12 protein-coding genes are annotated in these 18,195 nt (G+C 57.7%); 7 read left to right on the forward strand and 5 right to left on the reverse strand.

Annotation, left to right across the window (positions count from 1 at the left end; translation table 11 throughout):
• Window positions 1-4: 4 nt before the first annotated feature.
• Window positions 5-1,240, reverse strand: coding sequence for an efflux RND transporter periplasmic adaptor subunit (locus Pan97_RS14400; RefSeq protein ID WP_165698766.1), 1,236 nt, complete (start codon window positions 1,238-1,240; stop codon window positions 5-7).
• A 67-nt stretch (window positions 1,241-1,307) separates the two neighbouring features.
• A complete protein-coding gene (locus tag Pan97_RS14405) occupies window positions 1,308-2,042 on the reverse strand; it encodes a TetR/AcrR family transcriptional regulator (RefSeq protein WP_144973659.1) in 735 nt (244 codons plus the stop codon).
• Window positions 2,043-2,354: 312 nt separating this feature from the next.
• Here Pan97_RS14405 and Pan97_RS14410 point away from each other — a divergent pair, with 312 nt between their 5' ends.
• Entirely contained in the window at window positions 2,355-4,367 is a 2,013-nt protein-coding gene (locus tag Pan97_RS14410; protein WP_165698767.1) for an SHD1 domain-containing protein, read from the forward strand.
• 6 nt (window positions 4,368-4,373) lie between these two features.
• Here Pan97_RS14410 and Pan97_RS14415 read toward each other — a convergent pair whose 3' ends face one another.
• On the reverse strand, window positions 4,374-5,111 hold the full coding sequence (locus Pan97_RS14415; protein ID WP_144973663.1) for an AraC family transcriptional regulator: 738 nt from the start codon (window positions 5,109-5,111) through the stop codon (window positions 4,374-4,376).
• 134 nt (window positions 5,112-5,245) lie between these two features.
• On the opposite strand from Pan97_RS14415, the gene Pan97_RS14420 reads away from it, so the two are divergent.
• From Pan97_RS14420 to Pan97_RS14435, 4 genes are all read left to right on the forward strand, one after another.
• Window positions 5,246-6,193, forward strand: a complete 948-nt coding sequence (locus Pan97_RS14420) for a dihydrodipicolinate synthase family protein (RefSeq protein WP_241676306.1) — start codon at window positions 5,246-5,248, stop codon at window positions 6,191-6,193.
• A 37-nt stretch (window positions 6,194-6,230) separates the two neighbouring features.
• A complete protein-coding gene (locus Pan97_RS14425) occupies window positions 6,231-7,493 on the forward strand; it encodes an NAD(P)/FAD-dependent oxidoreductase (RefSeq protein ID WP_144973665.1) in 1,263 nt (420 codons plus the stop codon).
• A gap of 98 nt (window positions 7,494-7,591) precedes the next feature.
• Window positions 7,592-9,181 (forward strand): sulfatase family protein, encoded by a 1,590-nt coding sequence (locus Pan97_RS14430; protein WP_144973668.1) that lies wholly within the window; start codon window positions 7,592-7,594, stop codon window positions 9,179-9,181.
• 223 nt (window positions 9,182-9,404) lie between these two features.
• On the forward strand, window positions 9,405-12,026 hold the full coding sequence (locus Pan97_RS14435; protein ID WP_144973670.1) for a sodium:solute symporter family transporter: 2,622 nt from the start codon (window positions 9,405-9,407) through the stop codon (window positions 12,024-12,026).
• On the opposite strand, the gene Pan97_RS14440 is transcribed toward Pan97_RS14435, so the two are convergent.
• Together Pan97_RS14440 and Pan97_RS14445 are read right to left on the reverse strand one after the other, a co-directional pair.
• Window positions 12,023-12,910 carry a hypothetical protein gene (locus Pan97_RS14440; protein WP_144973672.1) on the reverse strand — a complete coding sequence of 296 codons (888 nt, stop codon included), beginning with the start codon at window positions 12,908-12,910 and terminating at the stop codon, window positions 12,023-12,025. The genes Pan97_RS14435 and Pan97_RS14440 overlap by 4 nt on opposite strands.
• A gap of 48 nt (window positions 12,911-12,958) precedes the next feature.
• Window positions 12,959-13,462, reverse strand: coding sequence for a hypothetical protein (locus tag Pan97_RS14445; RefSeq protein WP_144973674.1), 504 nt, complete (start codon window positions 13,460-13,462; stop codon window positions 12,959-12,961).
• A 258-nt stretch (window positions 13,463-13,720) separates the two neighbouring features.
• Between Pan97_RS14445 and Pan97_RS14450 the strand changes: the two genes are divergently transcribed.
• On the forward strand, window positions 13,721-14,440 hold the full coding sequence (locus Pan97_RS14450; protein WP_144973676.1) for an AraC family transcriptional regulator: 720 nt from the start codon (window positions 13,721-13,723) through the stop codon (window positions 14,438-14,440).
• A gap of 140 nt (window positions 14,441-14,580) precedes the next feature.
• Complete coding sequence (locus tag Pan97_RS14455; protein WP_144973678.1) at window positions 14,581-18,138, forward strand: proline dehydrogenase family protein; 3,558 nt, start codon at window positions 14,581-14,583, stop codon at window positions 18,136-18,138.
• Window positions 18,139-18,195 lie beyond the last annotated feature (57 nt).

Below are 18,195 nucleotides of genomic sequence, written 5' to 3' on the forward strand. Positions count from 1 at the left end.
TGGCTCAATTCTCTGACTCACTTGTTGGATGGATACGGACGTGCATGTCCGGCACTAAACGGTTCACGCCGCTGGCAATGACGCGTTCGCCGGAGGATAACGTACCACGCACGAACGAACGCTCGCTCTCGCTGTAGATGATCTCCACCTCGCGGCGCTGGACGCGGTGGTCTTCTTCCACGACGTACACCGACCAAAGACCGCGCGAACCTTGCAGCAGCGCGGAATTGGGAAGCCAGAAACCTTCTTCATTTCGCTCGCTGGCCAGGGAAACGCGGGCGACCTGAGCCGGCACCCAGCCACGCGACGTATTGGCATCGAGTGAAAGGACGACGGTCTGCGTGCGGGTGATCGTGTCGAGTTCGGGGACGATGCCGGTGACCTTTGCCTGACGCGTTTGATCGTCGACCGTTACCGGCAGGACGTCGCCCGCCGACAACGAAGTCGCCGCTTCAGGTGGCAAGCCGAACCAGGCTTCGAGTGGTTCGTGCTGGACGAGCCGGAACACGGCCTGGCCGGCAGTGATCACGGCCCCTTCATCAAAGTTGCGCCGTGCGATGGTGCCGGAGAAAGGAGCCACCAGCCGAGTGTCTTCTTGTTCGTGCTGGAGATCGACCAGTTGGGCTTCGAGTCCGGCGACGCGTGCTTGCTGGGCGTCGATCTGTTCGACTCGCGTTCCCTGGCGCAGTTCCTCCAAGCGACTTTTCGCCGCGTCGAGTCGACCTTGTGCGGCTTCGGCCCCGAACACGGCGTCTTCCAAGGTCTCGCGCGAGATAGCGCTACGCTCGATGAGTTGCTCGCGACGTTTCTTGTTGGCCTGTTGCAGTTGCAGTTCGGCATGGAGTTGGCGGACCTCCGCCTCGGCGGCTGCGATGACTTCCTCGCGCGGCCCCGCTTTGAGTTCTTCCAGAATGGCCAGTTGCTGGGCGTGTTCGGCTTTCGTTTGGGCGATTCTCGCCGACAAGTGACGATCGTCGAGCACGGCAAGCTGGTCGCCGGCCTGGACGTGATCTCCTTCGTCGACTGAAAGCTGGGTGATCTTGCCAGGCAGTTCGAAGCTAAGCTCGCTGGTCTTGGCGGCTACGAGCACGCCGGTGTAGGTGCGCTGGGCCGCGTAACTTCCTTGCGACTCAAGCGTCACGACTTCGACCGGCATGGGCTGTGCCTCTGGCGCCGACATGGGCTGGGCATTGGCGAACGGATAGTTCCAGTAAAGAACTCCCCCGACGAGCATACCCATGAGAGTCGCGCCCACGACACGAAACGTCCAAAGTTGACGTTCCGTCCATTTTTGGCCAAAAAAAGACTCACTCGAGGGTGAGTAGTTGCTGGTACTCATCGGCAAAGGTCTCCGTCAGGGCCTTATGAAAAACGGCCTCGTAGTCGTGTTCGGTCGAAAGCGCTTTCCACCCAAAACCGTCCAACATGTGGTTGATGCAACCCCGAATCGCCAGTGTGGGGTCTACAATCCCAATTTCGTCCAGCGCTCCGCTGGTCGACATGATCGAAAACGATCCGAAATTGATCGCCCACATGCCGAACACCATGTCCTCCGGCGTCATCTGGCCAGGCAGGGATAAATCCCCTTGGTTGACGGCGTCTCGGACGATTCCAGCCACGATTCCCGTGCATGCCTGTTCGCAGGTACGCATCACGTTTTGCCGCTTTTCCGACGTTTTTTCCCAGATCGAAGACAAGCGAACGACCTGCTCGACATGGAAGTGGCTCGGATAAAGCCGAACAAATAACTCACAAGCGACCGCCACGGCGGTCAACCGTTCGCGCGAGGCCCCGCGAAACAGCGATGCCCTCTGAAACAAGGAGGTGCGCTTCTTCTGGGTCTCGACGGCCAGCGCCAGGATGATGTCTTCTTTGTTGGGAAAATGCCGGTAAACGGTCCCTTTTCCATACTCAACCGCTTCGGCGATTCGATCCATGCTCAAGCCCAAGTAACCATCCCTCAGCAGCATTTCGCGTGCTACCGAGAGGATCTGGGCTTCGCGGTCCTGGATTTCTCGCTGTTTACGGCTTAGTGTTGGCATCAGTGATCATTATGGACGTTTCGTCCACTTTTGGCAAGAGAAATTTGCTTCTGTTCTAACGGAATCGGCCTGGCAGCGACAATATCTTGCGACGGACTTGCTGAAAATCAGACCGAATGACCTTGTTATCAAGAATAGTACGCCGTAATCGGCGATTCGCACACCCCCAACACCTCCCCCATAATGGCCAGCAGGCGTATCGAGATTTCACGAGGAATTGGCTAGAGTCTCAACTTTACCCTGCTACAATGATTCCGATTCTTTTCCATTTATTCTTCTCACTCCTCCCCGTGACCGTTGAGGATGCTTGGAATGACTCCTATCCGCTTCTTATCCCATCGCTATTTGTGGATCGCTGCTATCTGCGGCGTGTTGTTACCTCACCTAGCACTCGGCGGCGAACCAACCGGTGCTTTGTCGAAGTATGCCGAGAACCGGACATGGGTCGACGCCACCGGCAAGTTCCAGATCGGTGGGACCTTGAAGATGGCCGACGAGAAGCAGGTGCAGATCCTCAAGTCGGACGGTCGAGTCGTCACTGTTCCGCTCGACAAGATGAGTGAGAAGGACCGCCTGTTTGTCGAAGAGTTCCTGAAGGCGGAAGCGGCCCAAAATGATCCCAACAATCCGTTCGCCGGGGGTGAACCAGAGAATCCGTTTGCCGGAGGTCAGCCCGCCGCAGCGATGCCGGCCACGACGGGCAACGCCGCGCCACCACCGGCGGGCATTGGCCGGGTAAACAAGGTGAACGTGACCTCGGGAGGGGCGCGCCCTCTGAGTCTCGCGCCGGGGCGAGAGTTCTGGTCGGTCAAGCCGCCGGTCGCGCTTCCGGAAATTTCGCTCGAAGACTCGATCATCACGGTCCCCCTGGCCAAGCCCTTCTTCGGCAAGATGGCCATGGGAGTCGCCGGCCGAGCACCCACCGTCGTCGTCAACGTGTATCAGGAAGGTCGCAAGGCCTCCGACAACTACGGCCGATTCATGATCGTTGATCCCATCACCAAGAACACCTCTCGCGAGATGGAATTCGAACAGCCTTACCGTATCGTCGCGGTCGCCCCCAATGCGAAGATGTTCGCAGCGATTCGTGTCGAAGGCTGGGACACCGGCAACGATCTTGCTCTGTTTACGATCGATGATCAGGCGATTACTCCTCTGTATGAATTCACCGTGGGGGGAGGCAGTTGGAAGGAATTCACGTCGGCGCACTTTCTGCCCAACAACCGCCTGGCGGTGATCACCAAAGATAAGAAGCTGACGTTCTGGGACCTGAGCGGCTCGGTGCCGCGGGGGGTGCTGCAAGGGGAACTTCCCCATTCGGTACACGTCAGCTTTTCACCGGCTGGCGAATTGATGGCCTTTCCGGCCAAGCAGTACGTGGGCTTTCTGGACACGGCCAGTGGAAACCTCGTCGGTAGCATCCAGCCCGAGTCCGACGTCGAGCGGGTCGCCTTGTCAGCCGACGGCAAACGCGTCGCCGTGAAGTTGTGGGACAAGCTGGTCATCTACAGCATGGAGGACGGCTCACACCTCAAGACGATTCCCGTGGCTGACACGGGCGATGGCGAACTGAAGTGGGTAGGTGATTACGTCAAGTTGGAGGACACCATTTACGATATCGAGCGCAGCTTGCCTCTATGGACGTACAACTCGCGAGGTTCAGCCAACCAGCTTTACGACAATCGCATGTTCGCCGTTTTCGGGGACAAGCAGTCGAGCCAATTAACGATCACTACCTTGCCGCACGACACGGCGCTTCATTCCGCGGAAACGGTCGATCCCAAGACCCTTTACGTGATGTCGCCTGGGAGTAAAGCCCGCGTGAATTACCAATTCGTGAACGTGTCAGCCGAGGATCAGCGGCAAATCGAAGAGGCGGTCAGTGCCAAACTGAAAGAGTGTGGCTGGGTGAACGACAACAGTGCCAGCGTCGTTCTGGAAGTCTCGGTGAAGGAAGGCGAGCAGAAAGAAGAAGAGTACTATACCGAGAAAAGCCGCACGCTGGGTGGCATCGTCCTTCCCCCGACTCCACGCCCCTTCGGTGGTCGTCCGACGGGACCGACCGAGAAGGTCAAGTTCCGTCCCTGGATTCACAGCTTCGTCCTCAAGAACGGCAATGACGTCTTGTTCAAAAGCGAGTACACACGCGGCGCGCCAAGTAGCTTTCAAACCGAGGAAGACGAATCCCTGCAGACCGCCGTGTTAAAACACATCCACCCCAACCCGAAGTGGTTTAGCGGGATCAAGATGCCATCGTACATCTTGAAGTCGACCATCAAAGAGGGTTTGGGGAAGTCGAACATCACGGCCTCGGGCTTGAACTAGGTTCTATCAACCGCGGCGCGCGTTGCGGTAGTCGCGCGGCGACATCCCGGTCGCGCGGCGAAACTGCCGCGTGAAAGCGCTTTGATCCGAGTAACCGGCCTGCATGGCGATGCTCGAGATCGACTCGTCCGAGGTCCTCAGGCGGCGCTGAGCCAGGTCGATGCGCAGCTTCAATAGCCACTGACCAGTCGTCAGACCGAACACGCGTCGCATGCGGCGGTCGAGTTGATAGGAGGACATTTCCGCAATAGTTGCCAGATCGGCGACGCTGGGTGGATCATGCAAATTGGCTTCGGCGAAGTTGATCGCGGCGATCACGTGCTGATATTCGTCGGTCGAAAGATCAGGCAGGCGAAGGTCCTGGGAAACCCCCACCAGTCCGACCACTTCGCCTTGCCGGTTTCGTAGCGGCAGTTTGCTGGTCAGACACCACCCCACGTCACGGGTCGCATAGAAATGAAGTTCCAGCTGCCCCACCAATGGTTGCCCCGTTTCGAGCACTTTGCGGTCCTGGTCTTCAAAACTTTGCGCAAGTGGCGGACGTAACACCTCGCCTGGCAGGCGGCCCAGCAGGTCGCTCTTGCTTTGCGCTCCGCAGCGCTGGACGAGCGTGTTGTTGACGACCAGGTACTGCCCCTTGGTGTTTTTGATGAAAAACACAATGTCAGGGAGGTGGTCGAACAGCTCTTCGCCGGTGAAAGGCTTGTCCAATTGACCGAGAATATCTTGAATTTCCGAGATCATAGGCCCCTTCTTCGTATGTGCGCAAATTCAAGTCGCAATTGGGCCGTTTGTCAAGACAAAACGGCTGCCGGAAGGGTAATATCAGGGAAAGATCGAATCTACCTCCGGCCTTACCTTATTACCGAGTAGCGCTAGTGAACGATAAATCGCAAGTTTTCCGCGGCTGTATTCCGGCACTCATGACACCCTGCCACGCCGATGGCACGCCCAACTTCGAGGCCCTGGTCGCCAAAGGGAAAGAGCTGATCGACGTCGGCATGTCGGCAGTCGTTTATTGCGGTTCGATGGGAGACTGGCCCCTGCTGACCGACGCCCAGCGTCAGGAAGGGGTTCGCCAGTTGACCCAAGCAGGCGTGCCGGTGGTTGTTGGAACCGGGGCTCAGAACCCAAAGCTCGCTGCAGTGCACGCCGCGCATGCGAAGCAGGTGGGGGCCGCTGGCTTGATGGTGATTCCTCGCGTCCTTTCCCGCGGCACGTCGAAGCTTGCCCAGCGCGATCACTTCTCGGCCATTCTCACCGCGGCTGGCGACTTGCCGGCGGTGATCTACAACAGTCCCTACTACGGCTTTGAAACGAAAGCCGATTTGTTCTTCGACCTGCGACGCGAGTTTTCAAACCTGGTTGGGTTCAAGGAATTTGGCGGAGCAACCTCGCTGACCTATGCCGCCGAACATATCACCGGAACCAACCCTGACCTGGTGTTGATGGTGGGTGTCGATACGCAGGTCTACCACGGTTTTCTCCGCTGCAACGCCAAGGGAGCCATCACCGGCGTTGGTAACGCGCTGCCCAAAGAGATTTTGCGACTGGTCGAGTTGTGCGAGAAGGGAGCCGCCGGCTGTGCCCAATCGCGCAAGCTGGCCTGGGAACTGAACGAGGCCCTGACCGTTCTGTCGACCTTCGACGAGGGCCCCGACCTGGTGCTGTATTACAAGTATTTGATGGTCCTCGAAGGGAACTCTGAGTACGAACATCACTTCAACGAAACCGACAAGCTGAGCCCCAGCCAGCGCGACTACCTGAAAGCTCAGTGGGAACTTTTCCGCAAGTGGTGGGATTCGTGGCCGGGCTCGCAAGGTTAGTTTCCACCCGCGTCAATGCTTCGTTGGACAGTGCTCCATGATTACGGCCTCGCATCCTGAAAGTGTGCTGATTGTTGGTTCCGGTATTGTAGGAATCGCTTGTGCGCACTATTTATCGAAACAGGGATTGAAAGTCACCGTGATCGATCGCGGCACGATCGCGGGTGCCTGTTCGCATGGGAACTGCGGCTACATTTGCCCTAGCCACGTGTTGCCGTTGACCGAGCCAGAGGCCATTCGCACGGCGGCGAAGTCGCTCTTGCAACCCAACGCCCCGTTTCGTGTGAAGCCTCGCTTCAGTCCGGCGATGTGGAACTGGATGTGGCAGTTCGCCCGCCGCTGCAATCACCAGCAGATGCTAACCGCTGGCGCGGCGCTCAAGTCGATCCTGGATGCTTCGATGACCGAGTACCGCCGACTGGTCCAGGAAGAGTCGCTCGACTGCGAGTGGAAAGAAACCGGTCTTCTGTACGTGCTTCAGACCAAGAAGGGAATGCGCTCGTTCGTCGAGACCGATCGGTTTCTGACCGATCACTTCGGCGTATCGGCGCAGCGAATCGACGGCAGTGAGCTTTCCAAGTTCGATCCCGCTTTGAACGATAACCTGGCCGGGGCGTTTCACTATACAGGCGATGCATCGGTTCGTCCTGATCGCCTGAATGCTGATTGGGTAGCCAAGCTGAAACAGCGCGGCGTCACGTTTCTGGAAAATTGCGAACTGCAGCACATCGAAAAAGAGAAAGGCCGGATCGTGTGCTTGCAGACGTCTCAGGGCCAGCTTGAAGCCGATCAGTTTGTGATCGCGACAGGTGCCTGGAGCACGCGGCTGGGCAAGTCCTTGGAGTGCCGCATTCCGATTGAGCCAGGCAAGGGATACTCGGTTACGATGTCGCGGCCGGCTCCCTGCCCCAAGTATCCGATGCTTCTGCCGGAACACAAAGTGGGTGTCTCGCCGTTTGAAGGAGGCTACCGTTTGGGGTCGATGATGGAGTTCTGCGGCTACGACGAGTCGATCCCTGAGAAGCGCATTCAGCAACTGCGTCAATCGGCCACGCCCTATTTGCGGACCCCGGACACCAAAGAGACGCAAGCAACCTGGTACGGCTGGCGGCCGATGACTTGGGATAGCTTGCCGATCATTGGGCAGGTACCTCGACTGCAGAACGCTTACCTGGCGACCGGGCACAACATGCTCGGTCTGAGCATGGCCACGGCGACCGGGCGACTGATCAGCGAAATGATGACGCGACTGACTCCGCACATCGATCCCAAGCCGTACTCTCCCCTGCGATTTGCTTAGTTCCCGCCGCAGAAGTACATTTCTTGGGAAGTTGTCCCTGCTTCGGTCTCGTTTTTGATTAGAATGTGGGGACTCCCTTTCCCATCCCCCTCCTTAAAATGCTCCACTGTTTGAGGTGTCCCTTGAAACAAACAGTCCTATCGTTTGCGCGAATTTCGACTGCGGTTGTTCTGTCGCTGGCTTGTCTGTCATCCTTTGCCGCCACCAGTCAGGCCGCCGAGGATGCCAAGCGTCCCGATCGCAACGTTATCTTCTTCATTACCGATGACGAAAGCCCCACGCTAGGTTGCTACGGCGACCCGGTTGCCGTCACGCCAACCATCGACGCGTTGGCCAAAGATGGAACGCTGTTCCGCAATGCGTTCGCCACCACGGCCAGTTGCAGTGCCAGCCGCTCGGTGGTGATGACCGGCCTGCACAATCACATGAACGGCCAATACGGGCACACGCACCATTTCCACAAGTTCTCGTCGTACCACGATGTGGTCAGCCTGGCCCTTCCACGCTTGATGGCCCAGGCCGGCTATCGCACCGGCCAGTGCGGCAAGTATCACGTCGCTCCCGAAGCGGTCTTTCACTTCGACCAATACATTCCCGGCAACACGCGCTCCCCGGTCGAGATGGCGAATAACTGCAAGGACTTCATCACCGAAGCAAGCGATAAGCCATTCTTCCTGTACTTCGCCACCAGCGATCCGCACCGCGGTGGCGGCAACGATCAGACTTCAGAGCTGGAACTGAAGCCGAACCTCTTCGGCAACAAGCCCAACAAGAAGGCCTATCCCGGGATCGAAGAAGTCTTCTACGACCCTGCCAAGGTTCCCATTCCTGAGTTTCTGCCAGACACGCCTGACACGCGGGAAGAGTTGGCCCAGTACTACCAGTCCGTTTCGCGTATCGATCAAGGGCTAAAGCAGCTGGTCGACATCTTGAAAGAGAACGGTCTGTACGACAAGACGATGATCGTCTTCACATCCGACCACGGCATGGCGTTCTCGGGCGGCAAAACGACCGTTTACGAAGGGGGCCTGCGTGTTCCTTTCGTCGTGCGAGATCCCTACCAGGAAAATCGCGGCGTGGAAACCAATGCGATGATCAGCCACGTCGACATAACTCCTTCGATTCTCGACTTTGCCGGGGCCCTGGATCGCGAAGCACAGCGTCCGAAGCATCCGATCAACGCGAATGCCTTCTGGAAGCAGCGCGGCGAAGCCCTGAAAGAGAATCGCAACGGCGGCAACAAGTTCGATCAGTATCACGGCAAGTCGTGGATTCCGCTCTTGGGCGATCCGGAAGCGACCACGCACGATTCGATCTTCGCGTCGCACACGTTCCACGAGATCCAGATGTACTACCCGATGCGAGTTTATCGCGACAACCATTTCAAGCTGATTTGGAATATCGCCCACAAGCTCGACTATCCGTTCGCGTCTGACCTGTGGGCCGCATCGAGCTGGCAAGCTCAGTTCCAAAAGGGTGAAGATGCCCCTTACGGCAAGAAGACCGTTGGCGAGTACATTCATCGTCCCGAGTTCGAGTTTTACAACGTCGAAACCGATCCGCATGAATCGCTGAACCTGGCCAACGATCCGGCCTACGCGAAACAGCTGGAAGCGTACAAGGCCAAGCTCAAAGCCAAGCAGAAAGAGCTGGACGACCCTTGGATCATGAAGTGGGACTACGAATAACGTCGCACACTTCGAGGCAATCAATGGAGCGAAGGCCCTTCAAAACGTATTGAAGGGCCTTTTTTAAGCGCGATATGGTATCGAAATAGAGCGAATCGCAGAAATAAACGCCAGAAATATTTCTGCCAATTGAGTTCTGCTTAAATCTCTGCCAACATGAGCCCCCACCCGCGGCCCACCGCGGTCGTTCATCTTCATCTGCGAAACATTCAAAAGGTCTCCGATGCTCTTCCGACGGAATCTTTTCCGGCGTACGCTTCTCGTCGTTGCGATCGCTCTGCTCGCTTTTTCATCGGCTCGAGTTGGCCGGGGAGAAACGCATCTCGACTGGAACAAGCTACCCGATCTCCCCAACCCGCTGGGTGTCGCCGGGCCATTCGCCGGGATCAGCGGCAGCGCGCTGATCGTCGCTGGCGGCGCGAACTTTCCGCAGCCCGTCTGGCAATCCAATAAGCAGTGGGTCGACACGATCCATGTACTGGCTCCGACAGACGAGGGCTACGCCTGGAAAGAGGGAGGCTCGCTGCCTCGTCCGACGGCATACGGAGCGAGCGTTTCGACCAGGCATGGCGTCCTCTGCGTGGGAGGCAACGACGCCGAGCAGGTCTTCTCCGACGCGTATTTTTTGAGATGGAATGGGCAGCAGATCGAGACGGTCCCTTGCGCTCCCCTGCCCCGACCGATCGTCTACGCTCAAGCCACGATGATCGGCGAGACGGTCTACGTTGCCTGCGGTCAGAGCGAGCCAGCACTTTCGAGCGCGACCAACGCGTTGTGGAGTCTCGATCTTTCGCAGCCAGGCCAGCCGAAGGACTTCCAGTGGAAGGAGTTGCCGCCGCTGCCAGGGCCGACGCGTGCGTTCGCGATGGTCGCCGCTCAGCATGATGGCTTCAACGATGCGATCTACGTCATCGGAGGGCGCCGCGATGCCGACGGACAGACGCAGTTCTTACAAGATGTCTGGCAGTTCGTCCCCAAGACCAACACCTGGCGGCAACGGAAAGATGCCCCGCGTGTGATGATGGCCGGCGAGGCCATTGGGGTTGGCCAGAGTCACATCTTTGTGCTCAGCAGGGCCGACCAAAGCAACTGGGGCAAGGAGGATGAGCTTAAAGACAACCATCCTGGCTTCCCTAAAGAAGCCTACGCCTACCATACGATCACCGACTCATGGATCCGCGCCGGTGAAACGCCAGCCAGTCCGGTGACGACCACTGCCGTTCGCTGGGGCAACTCGATCATTCTGCCCAGTGGAGAAATCCGCCCTCGCGTCCGCTCGCCACACATCTGGAAGATCACACCGAGTACGCCTGCGAAGAGCTTTGGCGTATTGAACTACGTGGTCCTGTTCGGTTACTTGCTGGCGATGGTCGGGATTGGGGTTTATTTCACGCAGAAGAACAAGAACACCGACGACTACTTCCGCGGCGGGAAGCAAATCCCCTGGTGGGCGGCTGGCTGTAGCATCTTCGCGACGATGCTCAGTTCGTTGACCTTCACCGGGCTGCCTTCCAAGGCATTCGCCCAAGACTGGGTCTACGCGGTCTCGAACTTAACGATTCCCTTCGTCGCGATTCTGGCGGTCTTTGTGGCCCTGCCATTCTACCGTCGCATCGATGCGACGAGTGCTTACGAATACCTGGAAATGCGATTTGGACGTCTGACGCGCATGTTTGCCAGCATGAGCTTCGTCTTCTTCCATCTCTTTCGCATGGCGATCGTGATGTCGCTCACTGCTCTGGCCCTGGCCGTGGCAACGCCCTTGACGCCGGTGCAGTCGGTTCTGTTGATGGGCGTGTTGAGTATTGTCTACTGCACTATGGGGGGCATCGAGGCGGTGATCTGGACCGATACGATCCAAACGTTCGTCCTCTTGGGCGGGGCCATCCTGGCACTTGCCTTGCTTGTTGGCGGCATAGAAGGCGGCTTCGCCGGCTTTTGGGAAATTGCCCACACGGCGGACAAATTCAACATGGTCAATGCGAACTGGGACGTCACCAACGCGCAGGTCGCGCTGTGGGTCATCGTGGCCGGGGCCGTTGCCCAGAACGTCTCTTCGTACACGGCCGACCAGGCAGTCGTTCAGCGGTACGTAACGACGTCCACTGAAAAACTCGCCGCTCGATCGATCTGGATGAGTGCCATCCTGACGATACCTGCAACCCTTCTCTTCTTTGGCATCGGCACGGCACTGTTCGCCTACTACCAAAGCCAGCCAGACAAGCTCGATCCGCTGATCACGACCGATCAGATCTTTCCGCTGTTCATCGCGCGGGAAATTCCCGTGGGGCTGGCAGGGCTGATCGTGGCAGGCGTATTCGCCGCCGCCCAGTCGACCGTTTCGACCAGCATGAACTCCTCGGCGACGACCATCATCGTCGACTTCCTTCGCCCGCTCAGCTTCTGCACGACCGAACGTGGTTACCTGAATGCCGCCAGGATCTGTACCTTCGCGGTGGGAACCATCGGAACGCTTCTCGGTTTGCTGTTTGTGAATCCCGATATTCGTTCGCTGTTCGATGCGTTCATCATGATCCTGGGAATCTTCATGGGAATCCTGGGTGGACTGTTTCTGCTGGGGGCGTTCACGCGAAGAACGAATCAGCTGGGGGCGCTTTGCGGCGCGTTGGTTGGAGCCGTCACGATGCTTGCTCTTTGGAAGTTCACCAAGGTGAACGGCTTCGTTTACCCAGCGGCGGGACTGTCGGTTTGCTTTATCGTCGGGTACCTGGCCAGCTTTGTTACCGGTCAATCGCCGCGAGATCTTTCCGGCCTGACGATCTACGATGCCCCGACCAGTGACGCAGACCATGTGCAGGTGGAGGTCAGCCATCCGGCGAACTAAACTTCGGCGGCAGCTCGGCTGATCAGTTGCCGGGCAACGGTCTGCACGCCGGTGTGCTCGTAGTAGTCGGTCGTCATGTCAATCACCGACGCCATCCAGTCCATGCTTCCTTCCCAGCGATCGGAAACTCCCTTCAGACTACCGGCGACCTTTTCGACCGTGATGCTGTGCTTGGCGACGAAGTTGCCTGCCCAGTCCTTAATCGAGCCAAGTCCTTCTTTCATGAAACCAAGTTGCTCTTTGGTCGAGTCGCCGGGAATCATCCCCGAGACGCGCTGAAAGCGTTCGTTGCCGGCCAGCTCCGTCATGCCGGACGAATCGAGCATACCCATCGCCTTCGAGACGAAGTCAGGGCCAAGTGGCAAGACTCCATCCACGCACACCAGTGCCGTCATCCGCATCAATGCTTCATGTCGATAGTCGGCCAGCGACTCGACGAAGTCGCCAATGCTATCCCCCGGCAGTCCATTGAGCGAGCAAAACGCAACGATCTCGGCAACCAACTTCAGGCCAAGATCGACCGCTTGCGTCGTATCGGCCTTGGGGGTGACATTGTTCAAGAAGCTGAGAAAGCTGAAGTTTTCAGCCATCTTGGAAAGAAAAGACGCAAACCCGGCAACCCCTTGGGTCGAATCGATCGTCTGGTAAAGCCATAAGGCCCGCTGATAACCTTGCGACGAATCGTTGAACAGGAAGATCGCCCGTTCGCCGACTTGTTGAATGAACTTCTCGTCGGTCGACTTGGTGACGTCCTTCACCATCCCCTCAAAGCTGGTGATGTTGGTATATTCGCCCGGCGTCACCCAGTCGAGCGCCCCAAGTAGGCCAGCCGTCAGTCCCATGCTTGGCAGATCGTCAACGACTTTAAAGAAAGGTCGTGCCATGATTCGTTATTCCTTACCAGAAGAACTGCGAAGGTCGCCACCCAACGGCTAAAACGCGTTGGCCAATCCACCCAGATCGAACTTCTCGAGCCACTTCATCCGGTCCTCTTTGGTCAACGCGTCTCCTTCCGATTGAATTTGAACCTGAAAGCGATCGGCTACCAGCATCGAAGTTGTGTCGTCGCGATGGACAACGGGGTAACCTTGAACGGAAACGGTCGACCCCTGGTACTTATCGCGAGCCGCCGGATTGTTACGCGTGTCGGAAATCGAAAGCATGGCGAGCAGTTTGCCATCGCGGTAAAGCGAGGCCTGCGAAAAGCCAGCTTTCTCTTGCTTGTAGACGATATCGATACCGTCCGTCTGGGCAGGAAAGAACTTGTTGAATACCGCCCCGTCCAGCGCGGCCTCGGAAACGGCGGTGGATCCATCCTGGGTTGCCTGTTGGGCCGCGTCCCAACGCGACTCCGACTCCCGACAACCAAAAAGCACAGGGCAGAAGACCAAAATCAGAAGCAAAAACCGTCGCGAGAATGCCTGGCAGTTGTTCATGGAAAACCACCCCCGATGGTCGATAAAAGAGAAGCACCTTTCCCCTCAACGTACCCGATGCACCAAGAAGTTTCCCTCGAATTCCGTGCAAAAAATCAGATCTTAAAATTCTCTCGACTTCGACCGGAGATAGCCTATCCCATGGCATGCCCTGAAGTCGCACGGGTAGCGGAATGCTCTCTCGGGCGATATGAATAAATGGAAAGCAATGGGACTGGGCTAGATTGCGACGATTGAGCGCGCCACGTAGGAAGTCGGATGAGATACGAGTTTCAAGACGGATTGCTCGAGCAGATTTTTGACTGCCTGGGGGACGTGGTTTACTGCGTTAAGGATTTGCACGGACGTTATACGTTCGTCAATCATGCATTCGCCGAACGCATCGGCGTGGCCGACCCTTCCGAGCTGATCGGGAAACAGGCCGCCGAGTACTTCCCTCCGGAACTGGCCAAAGTTTACGACGACCAGGACCGCGAAGTGATACGCACCGGTCAACCACTTCGCGATCAATTGGAGTTGATCTCTCAGGCTGATGGCTCGCGGGGATGGTATTTGTCGAACAAGTTCCCGCTTCTCAATAGCAGCGGCGAAACGATCGGCCTGGTAGGCGTTTCGCAGGACCTGAAACAACCCAGCGACAGCGACCTGGAACTGGCCGACTTAAAGGTGGTCGTCGACCACATTCGACAGCACATTGCCCAGCCGCTGAAGACGGAAGAGCTTGCCGAACAAGTCAGTCTATCCGTCACCCAGCTCGATCGACGGATGCGCCGCGTGTTTCGTCTCTCCACGAAGAAATTCGTGATGAAGTATCGGTTGGATCTGGCCCAGCAGCTGCTAGTCTCCAGCGAAAAGTCCCTCTCAGAAATCGCTTTGGAGTGTGGTTTTAGTGACCAAAGCGCCTTCACCCGGCACTTTGGCGCGGCTGCCAATCAGACGCCGCTTGCCTACCGAAAGTCGCACCAGAAGCAGGGTTAGGAAAAACAGAACTTTTTTTCCCAGTCGCATTTTTACGGAAACCAGCACGCCCGGCGCCGGAAATGCTCAATACCGTTAAGGGTAGTCATTTCTAGAATTCAGTGAACTGAATTACTAGGCTTACCCTTGAAGGTGCATTTGTGTCTATCGTTACGCCGTCGCAGCGAAAAATGGATATTTCGGTCTTTGACGTCATCGCCCAGGAAGCGATTCCGCTTGCCGCGGAGATCCTTCAGGCATCGAAGGGACGTGAAACCAGCCAGGACCGAGCTAACCTGGCCAAGGTAGCCGGGCTGATCAGCGATCACGACGGCAAAGAGCTAACCGTCGCGATGGTCGACCAGGTGCTGCGAATTAAAAATCCGCGTCGCTCGGCGCATCATCTGCGGTCGCTGGTACAGCAGTACGGACTGCCCAAGTACTTCAGCCCGCTCGATCGATGTTTACTTCAGCTAGGCGTATGGGCCGCTCAGGTGGCACCAAGCGTTGTGATGCCGCTGATTCGTAAGCGCATTCAAGCCGACTCGTCCCACGTGATCATCTCGGCCGAGCCGAAACCATTTGCGCGCTACCTGGAACAGCGCCAGCGCGACGGCATTCGCATCAACTTGAACCAGCTTGGCGAAGCCGTTCTTGGCGAGCAAGAAGCCGAGCGCCGACTGCAATTGTATCGCCGGCGCCTTGAAGATCCGGCGATCAAATACGTTTCGGTGAAGCTATCGTCGGTCGCGGCCCATATCAGTTTGACGGGGTATCAAGAAACGCTTCCCGAGTTGAAAGAGCGGCTGCGCGTACTGTATCGCGCGGCGATGAGCCAGGGAGAAGGCAAGCACAAGTTCGTAAATCTCGACATGGAAGAATATCGCGATCTCTACCTGACGGTCGACGTCTTCCGCTCGGTGCTGGAAGAGCCTGAGTTTCACGATCTGTCGGCGGGCATCGTTCTGCAGGCCTACCTGCCTGATTCCCATGCCGTGCAAAAGTCTCTGACGCGGTGGGCGAAACAGCGTGTCGCGGCGGGCGGAGCCGATATCAAGATTCGCCTGGTCAAAGGAGCGAACCTGGCCATGGAGCAGGTCGAAGCCTCGCTCAATGGCTGGCCCCAAGCACCCTACCACACCAAGACCGAAACCGACGCCAACTACAAGCGTATGGTCGAGTATGCCTTCCGGCCGGAAAACGCCGAAGCAGTACGCATCGGTCTAGCAAGTCATAACTTGTTTGATATTGCGTTCGCACTACGCCTGGCCCAACACCGCGAGGTTACTCGGCGTGTCGACTTCGAGATGCTCGAAGGGATGGCAAACGCCCAGGCTCGCGAGATGCGTGATCGCACGGGCGACCTGCTGGTCTACTCTCCTATTTGCTACGACGCCGATTTCGACTCGGCGGTCGCTTACCTGGTTCGTCGCTTCGACGAGAACACCCAGCCAGGCAGTTTCCTCGGTTCGCTCTTCGCCATGGAAGTCGACTCGCCTGCCTGGCACGACCAAAGCCAACGGTTCCTCGACGCCTGCCGTCTGGCACAGTCCGATCAGCTGGCCAGCACACCCAACCGCATCCAGGACCGGGGCACCGAGCACATCACGCCTACGAATGCAGACGAACCCTTCACCAACGTTCCCAATACCGATTTTGCGATACGTGCCAATCGCCAGTGGATTGAAGAACTGGTCGATGTATGGCGAGGCAAGACGTTCGGCACCATTCCCATGCAAGTCGGTGGCGTGGAAGAGACGACCGAGAACCTCTCGCAGGGGCTCGATCCATCGCGACCCGGAAAGGTTCTCTATCGCTTCGCCAACGGTGACGCTTCGCACGTCGAACTTGCCTTGCAAACGGCTACTAGTGCTCAACCGACTTGGGAAGAATTGGGAGTCGAGAAGCGTGGGCAGATTCTACGGCAATTCGCTGTCGTGGCCGCCCAGCAGCGTGGCGAAACGATCGGAATCATGATGGGGGACGCGGGCAAGGCCGTTTCCGAGAGTGATGCCGAAATCATCGAAGCGATCGACTTTGCCGAGTACTACAGCCGCTCGCTCGATACCGCAGGATGGGACGACGGGACGACCTCGTCGCCGGCCGGCGTGGTAGTGGTCACGCCGCCGTGGAACTTCCCGTACGCGATTCCTGCCGGTGGTTGCCTGGCCGCGTTGATGGCCGGCAACAGCGTCATCCTGAAGCCAGCTCCCGAGACCGTACTGACGGCGTGGCACTTGGCTTGTCAGCTATGGGAGGCAGGCGTTCCCCGCGACGTTCTGCAATTCCTTCCCCTGGTCGACGGCGACGACGGTAAGAAGTTGCTGAGCGATCCTCGTACCTCAATCGTCGTTTTGACCGGTGCCTACTCGACGGCTCAGCTGTTTCGATCGTGGCGGCCAGAGATGCGGCTGTATGCCGAGACCAGCGGTAAGAACAGCATGATCATCTCGTCGGCGGCCGATCTCGATCTGGCGATCAAAGACCTGGTGCGCAGCGCCTTCGGTCACGCAGGCCAGAAGTGCTCGGCAGCGAGCCTGGCGATCGTATTGCGCGATGTATACGAAAGCGATCAGTTCCGCAATCAGCTGCGCGACGCGGCAGCCAGCTTGCGTGTCGCTCCGAGCTGGGATCTCTCGGCCGACGTCACGCCGATCATCCGCCCTCCGCATGCCGAACTAAAGCGAGGTCTGACCCAGCTCGACCCCGGCGAATCTTGGCTGCTGGAGCCCAAGATGATCGACGACAATCCGTGCCTGTGGAGCCCTGGCATTCGGCTGGGCGTGAAGCCTGGTAGCTGGTATCACCGCACGGAATGTTTCGGTCCGGTGCTGGGGATCATTTGCGTCAATTCCTTTGAAGAGGCGATCCGCATTCAGAACGATAATGAGTTCGGCCTGACCGGCGGTTTGTATTCGCTGGATGTCGACGAGATCGAAACATGGCGCGAGTCGGTCGAAGTTGGCAATGCCTACATCAACCGCACGACGACCGGCGCGATTGTTCAGCGGCAACCGTTCGGCGGCTGGAAGCATTCCGCCGTAGGCCCAGGTGCCAAAGCTGGCGGACCGAACTACGTGGCGGCATTCCGAGATTGGACGGAGAACGCTCTCCCCACAAGCAATCAACCACCGTCATCTAAACAGAGTGACCTGGTCACGAAGCTCTGCGAAGGCCTGGCCTCGGACGAAGATCGCCAAGAGCTACATGCTGCCGCGGCAAGCTATGCATACTGGTGGGATCAATGCTTCTCGCTCGAGCATGATCCGTCGGCACTCCATGGCGAGACGAATCACTTCCGCTATCGCCCGTTGCCGTCGCATGTCGTGCGTGCCGTGGGAGACGATGTGTCGACAGTTGACTTGGCGAAGAGTTTTCTGCTGTGCCACATCGCCGATATTCCATGGGAGTTGAGTACCGACTCGACAAGCGATTGGTTGGCCATGCTGCCTGCGGTGATGAAGCAGCAGGCCTGCGTGGAAACCGAGGAGCAGTTCACCCAGCGGTTGTCGCAATTGGAACCGGGTAGCCTGCGACTTGTCGGTACGTCCGATCTCGGTTCGATCGAAAAGCTGAAACGCTGTGGCTATCGGATCTTGAGTTCCCACTGCTACTCCAACGGTCGGCTCGAATGGCTCGGATTCCTGAGGGAGCAATCGGTCACTGAAATCGTCCACCGGCACGGAAACACGACATCTCGGCAACCACAGCGGCGATAAGGTGGCTCGATAGAACGCGGTCCGAGTCGATGGTATGATGGCAGCTCTGGAAAAACC

The sequence above is a fragment of the Bremerella volcania genome (assembly GCF_007748115.1).
Taxonomy (GTDB): Bacteria; Planctomycetota; Planctomycetia; order Pirellulales; family Pirellulaceae; genus Bremerella; species Bremerella volcania.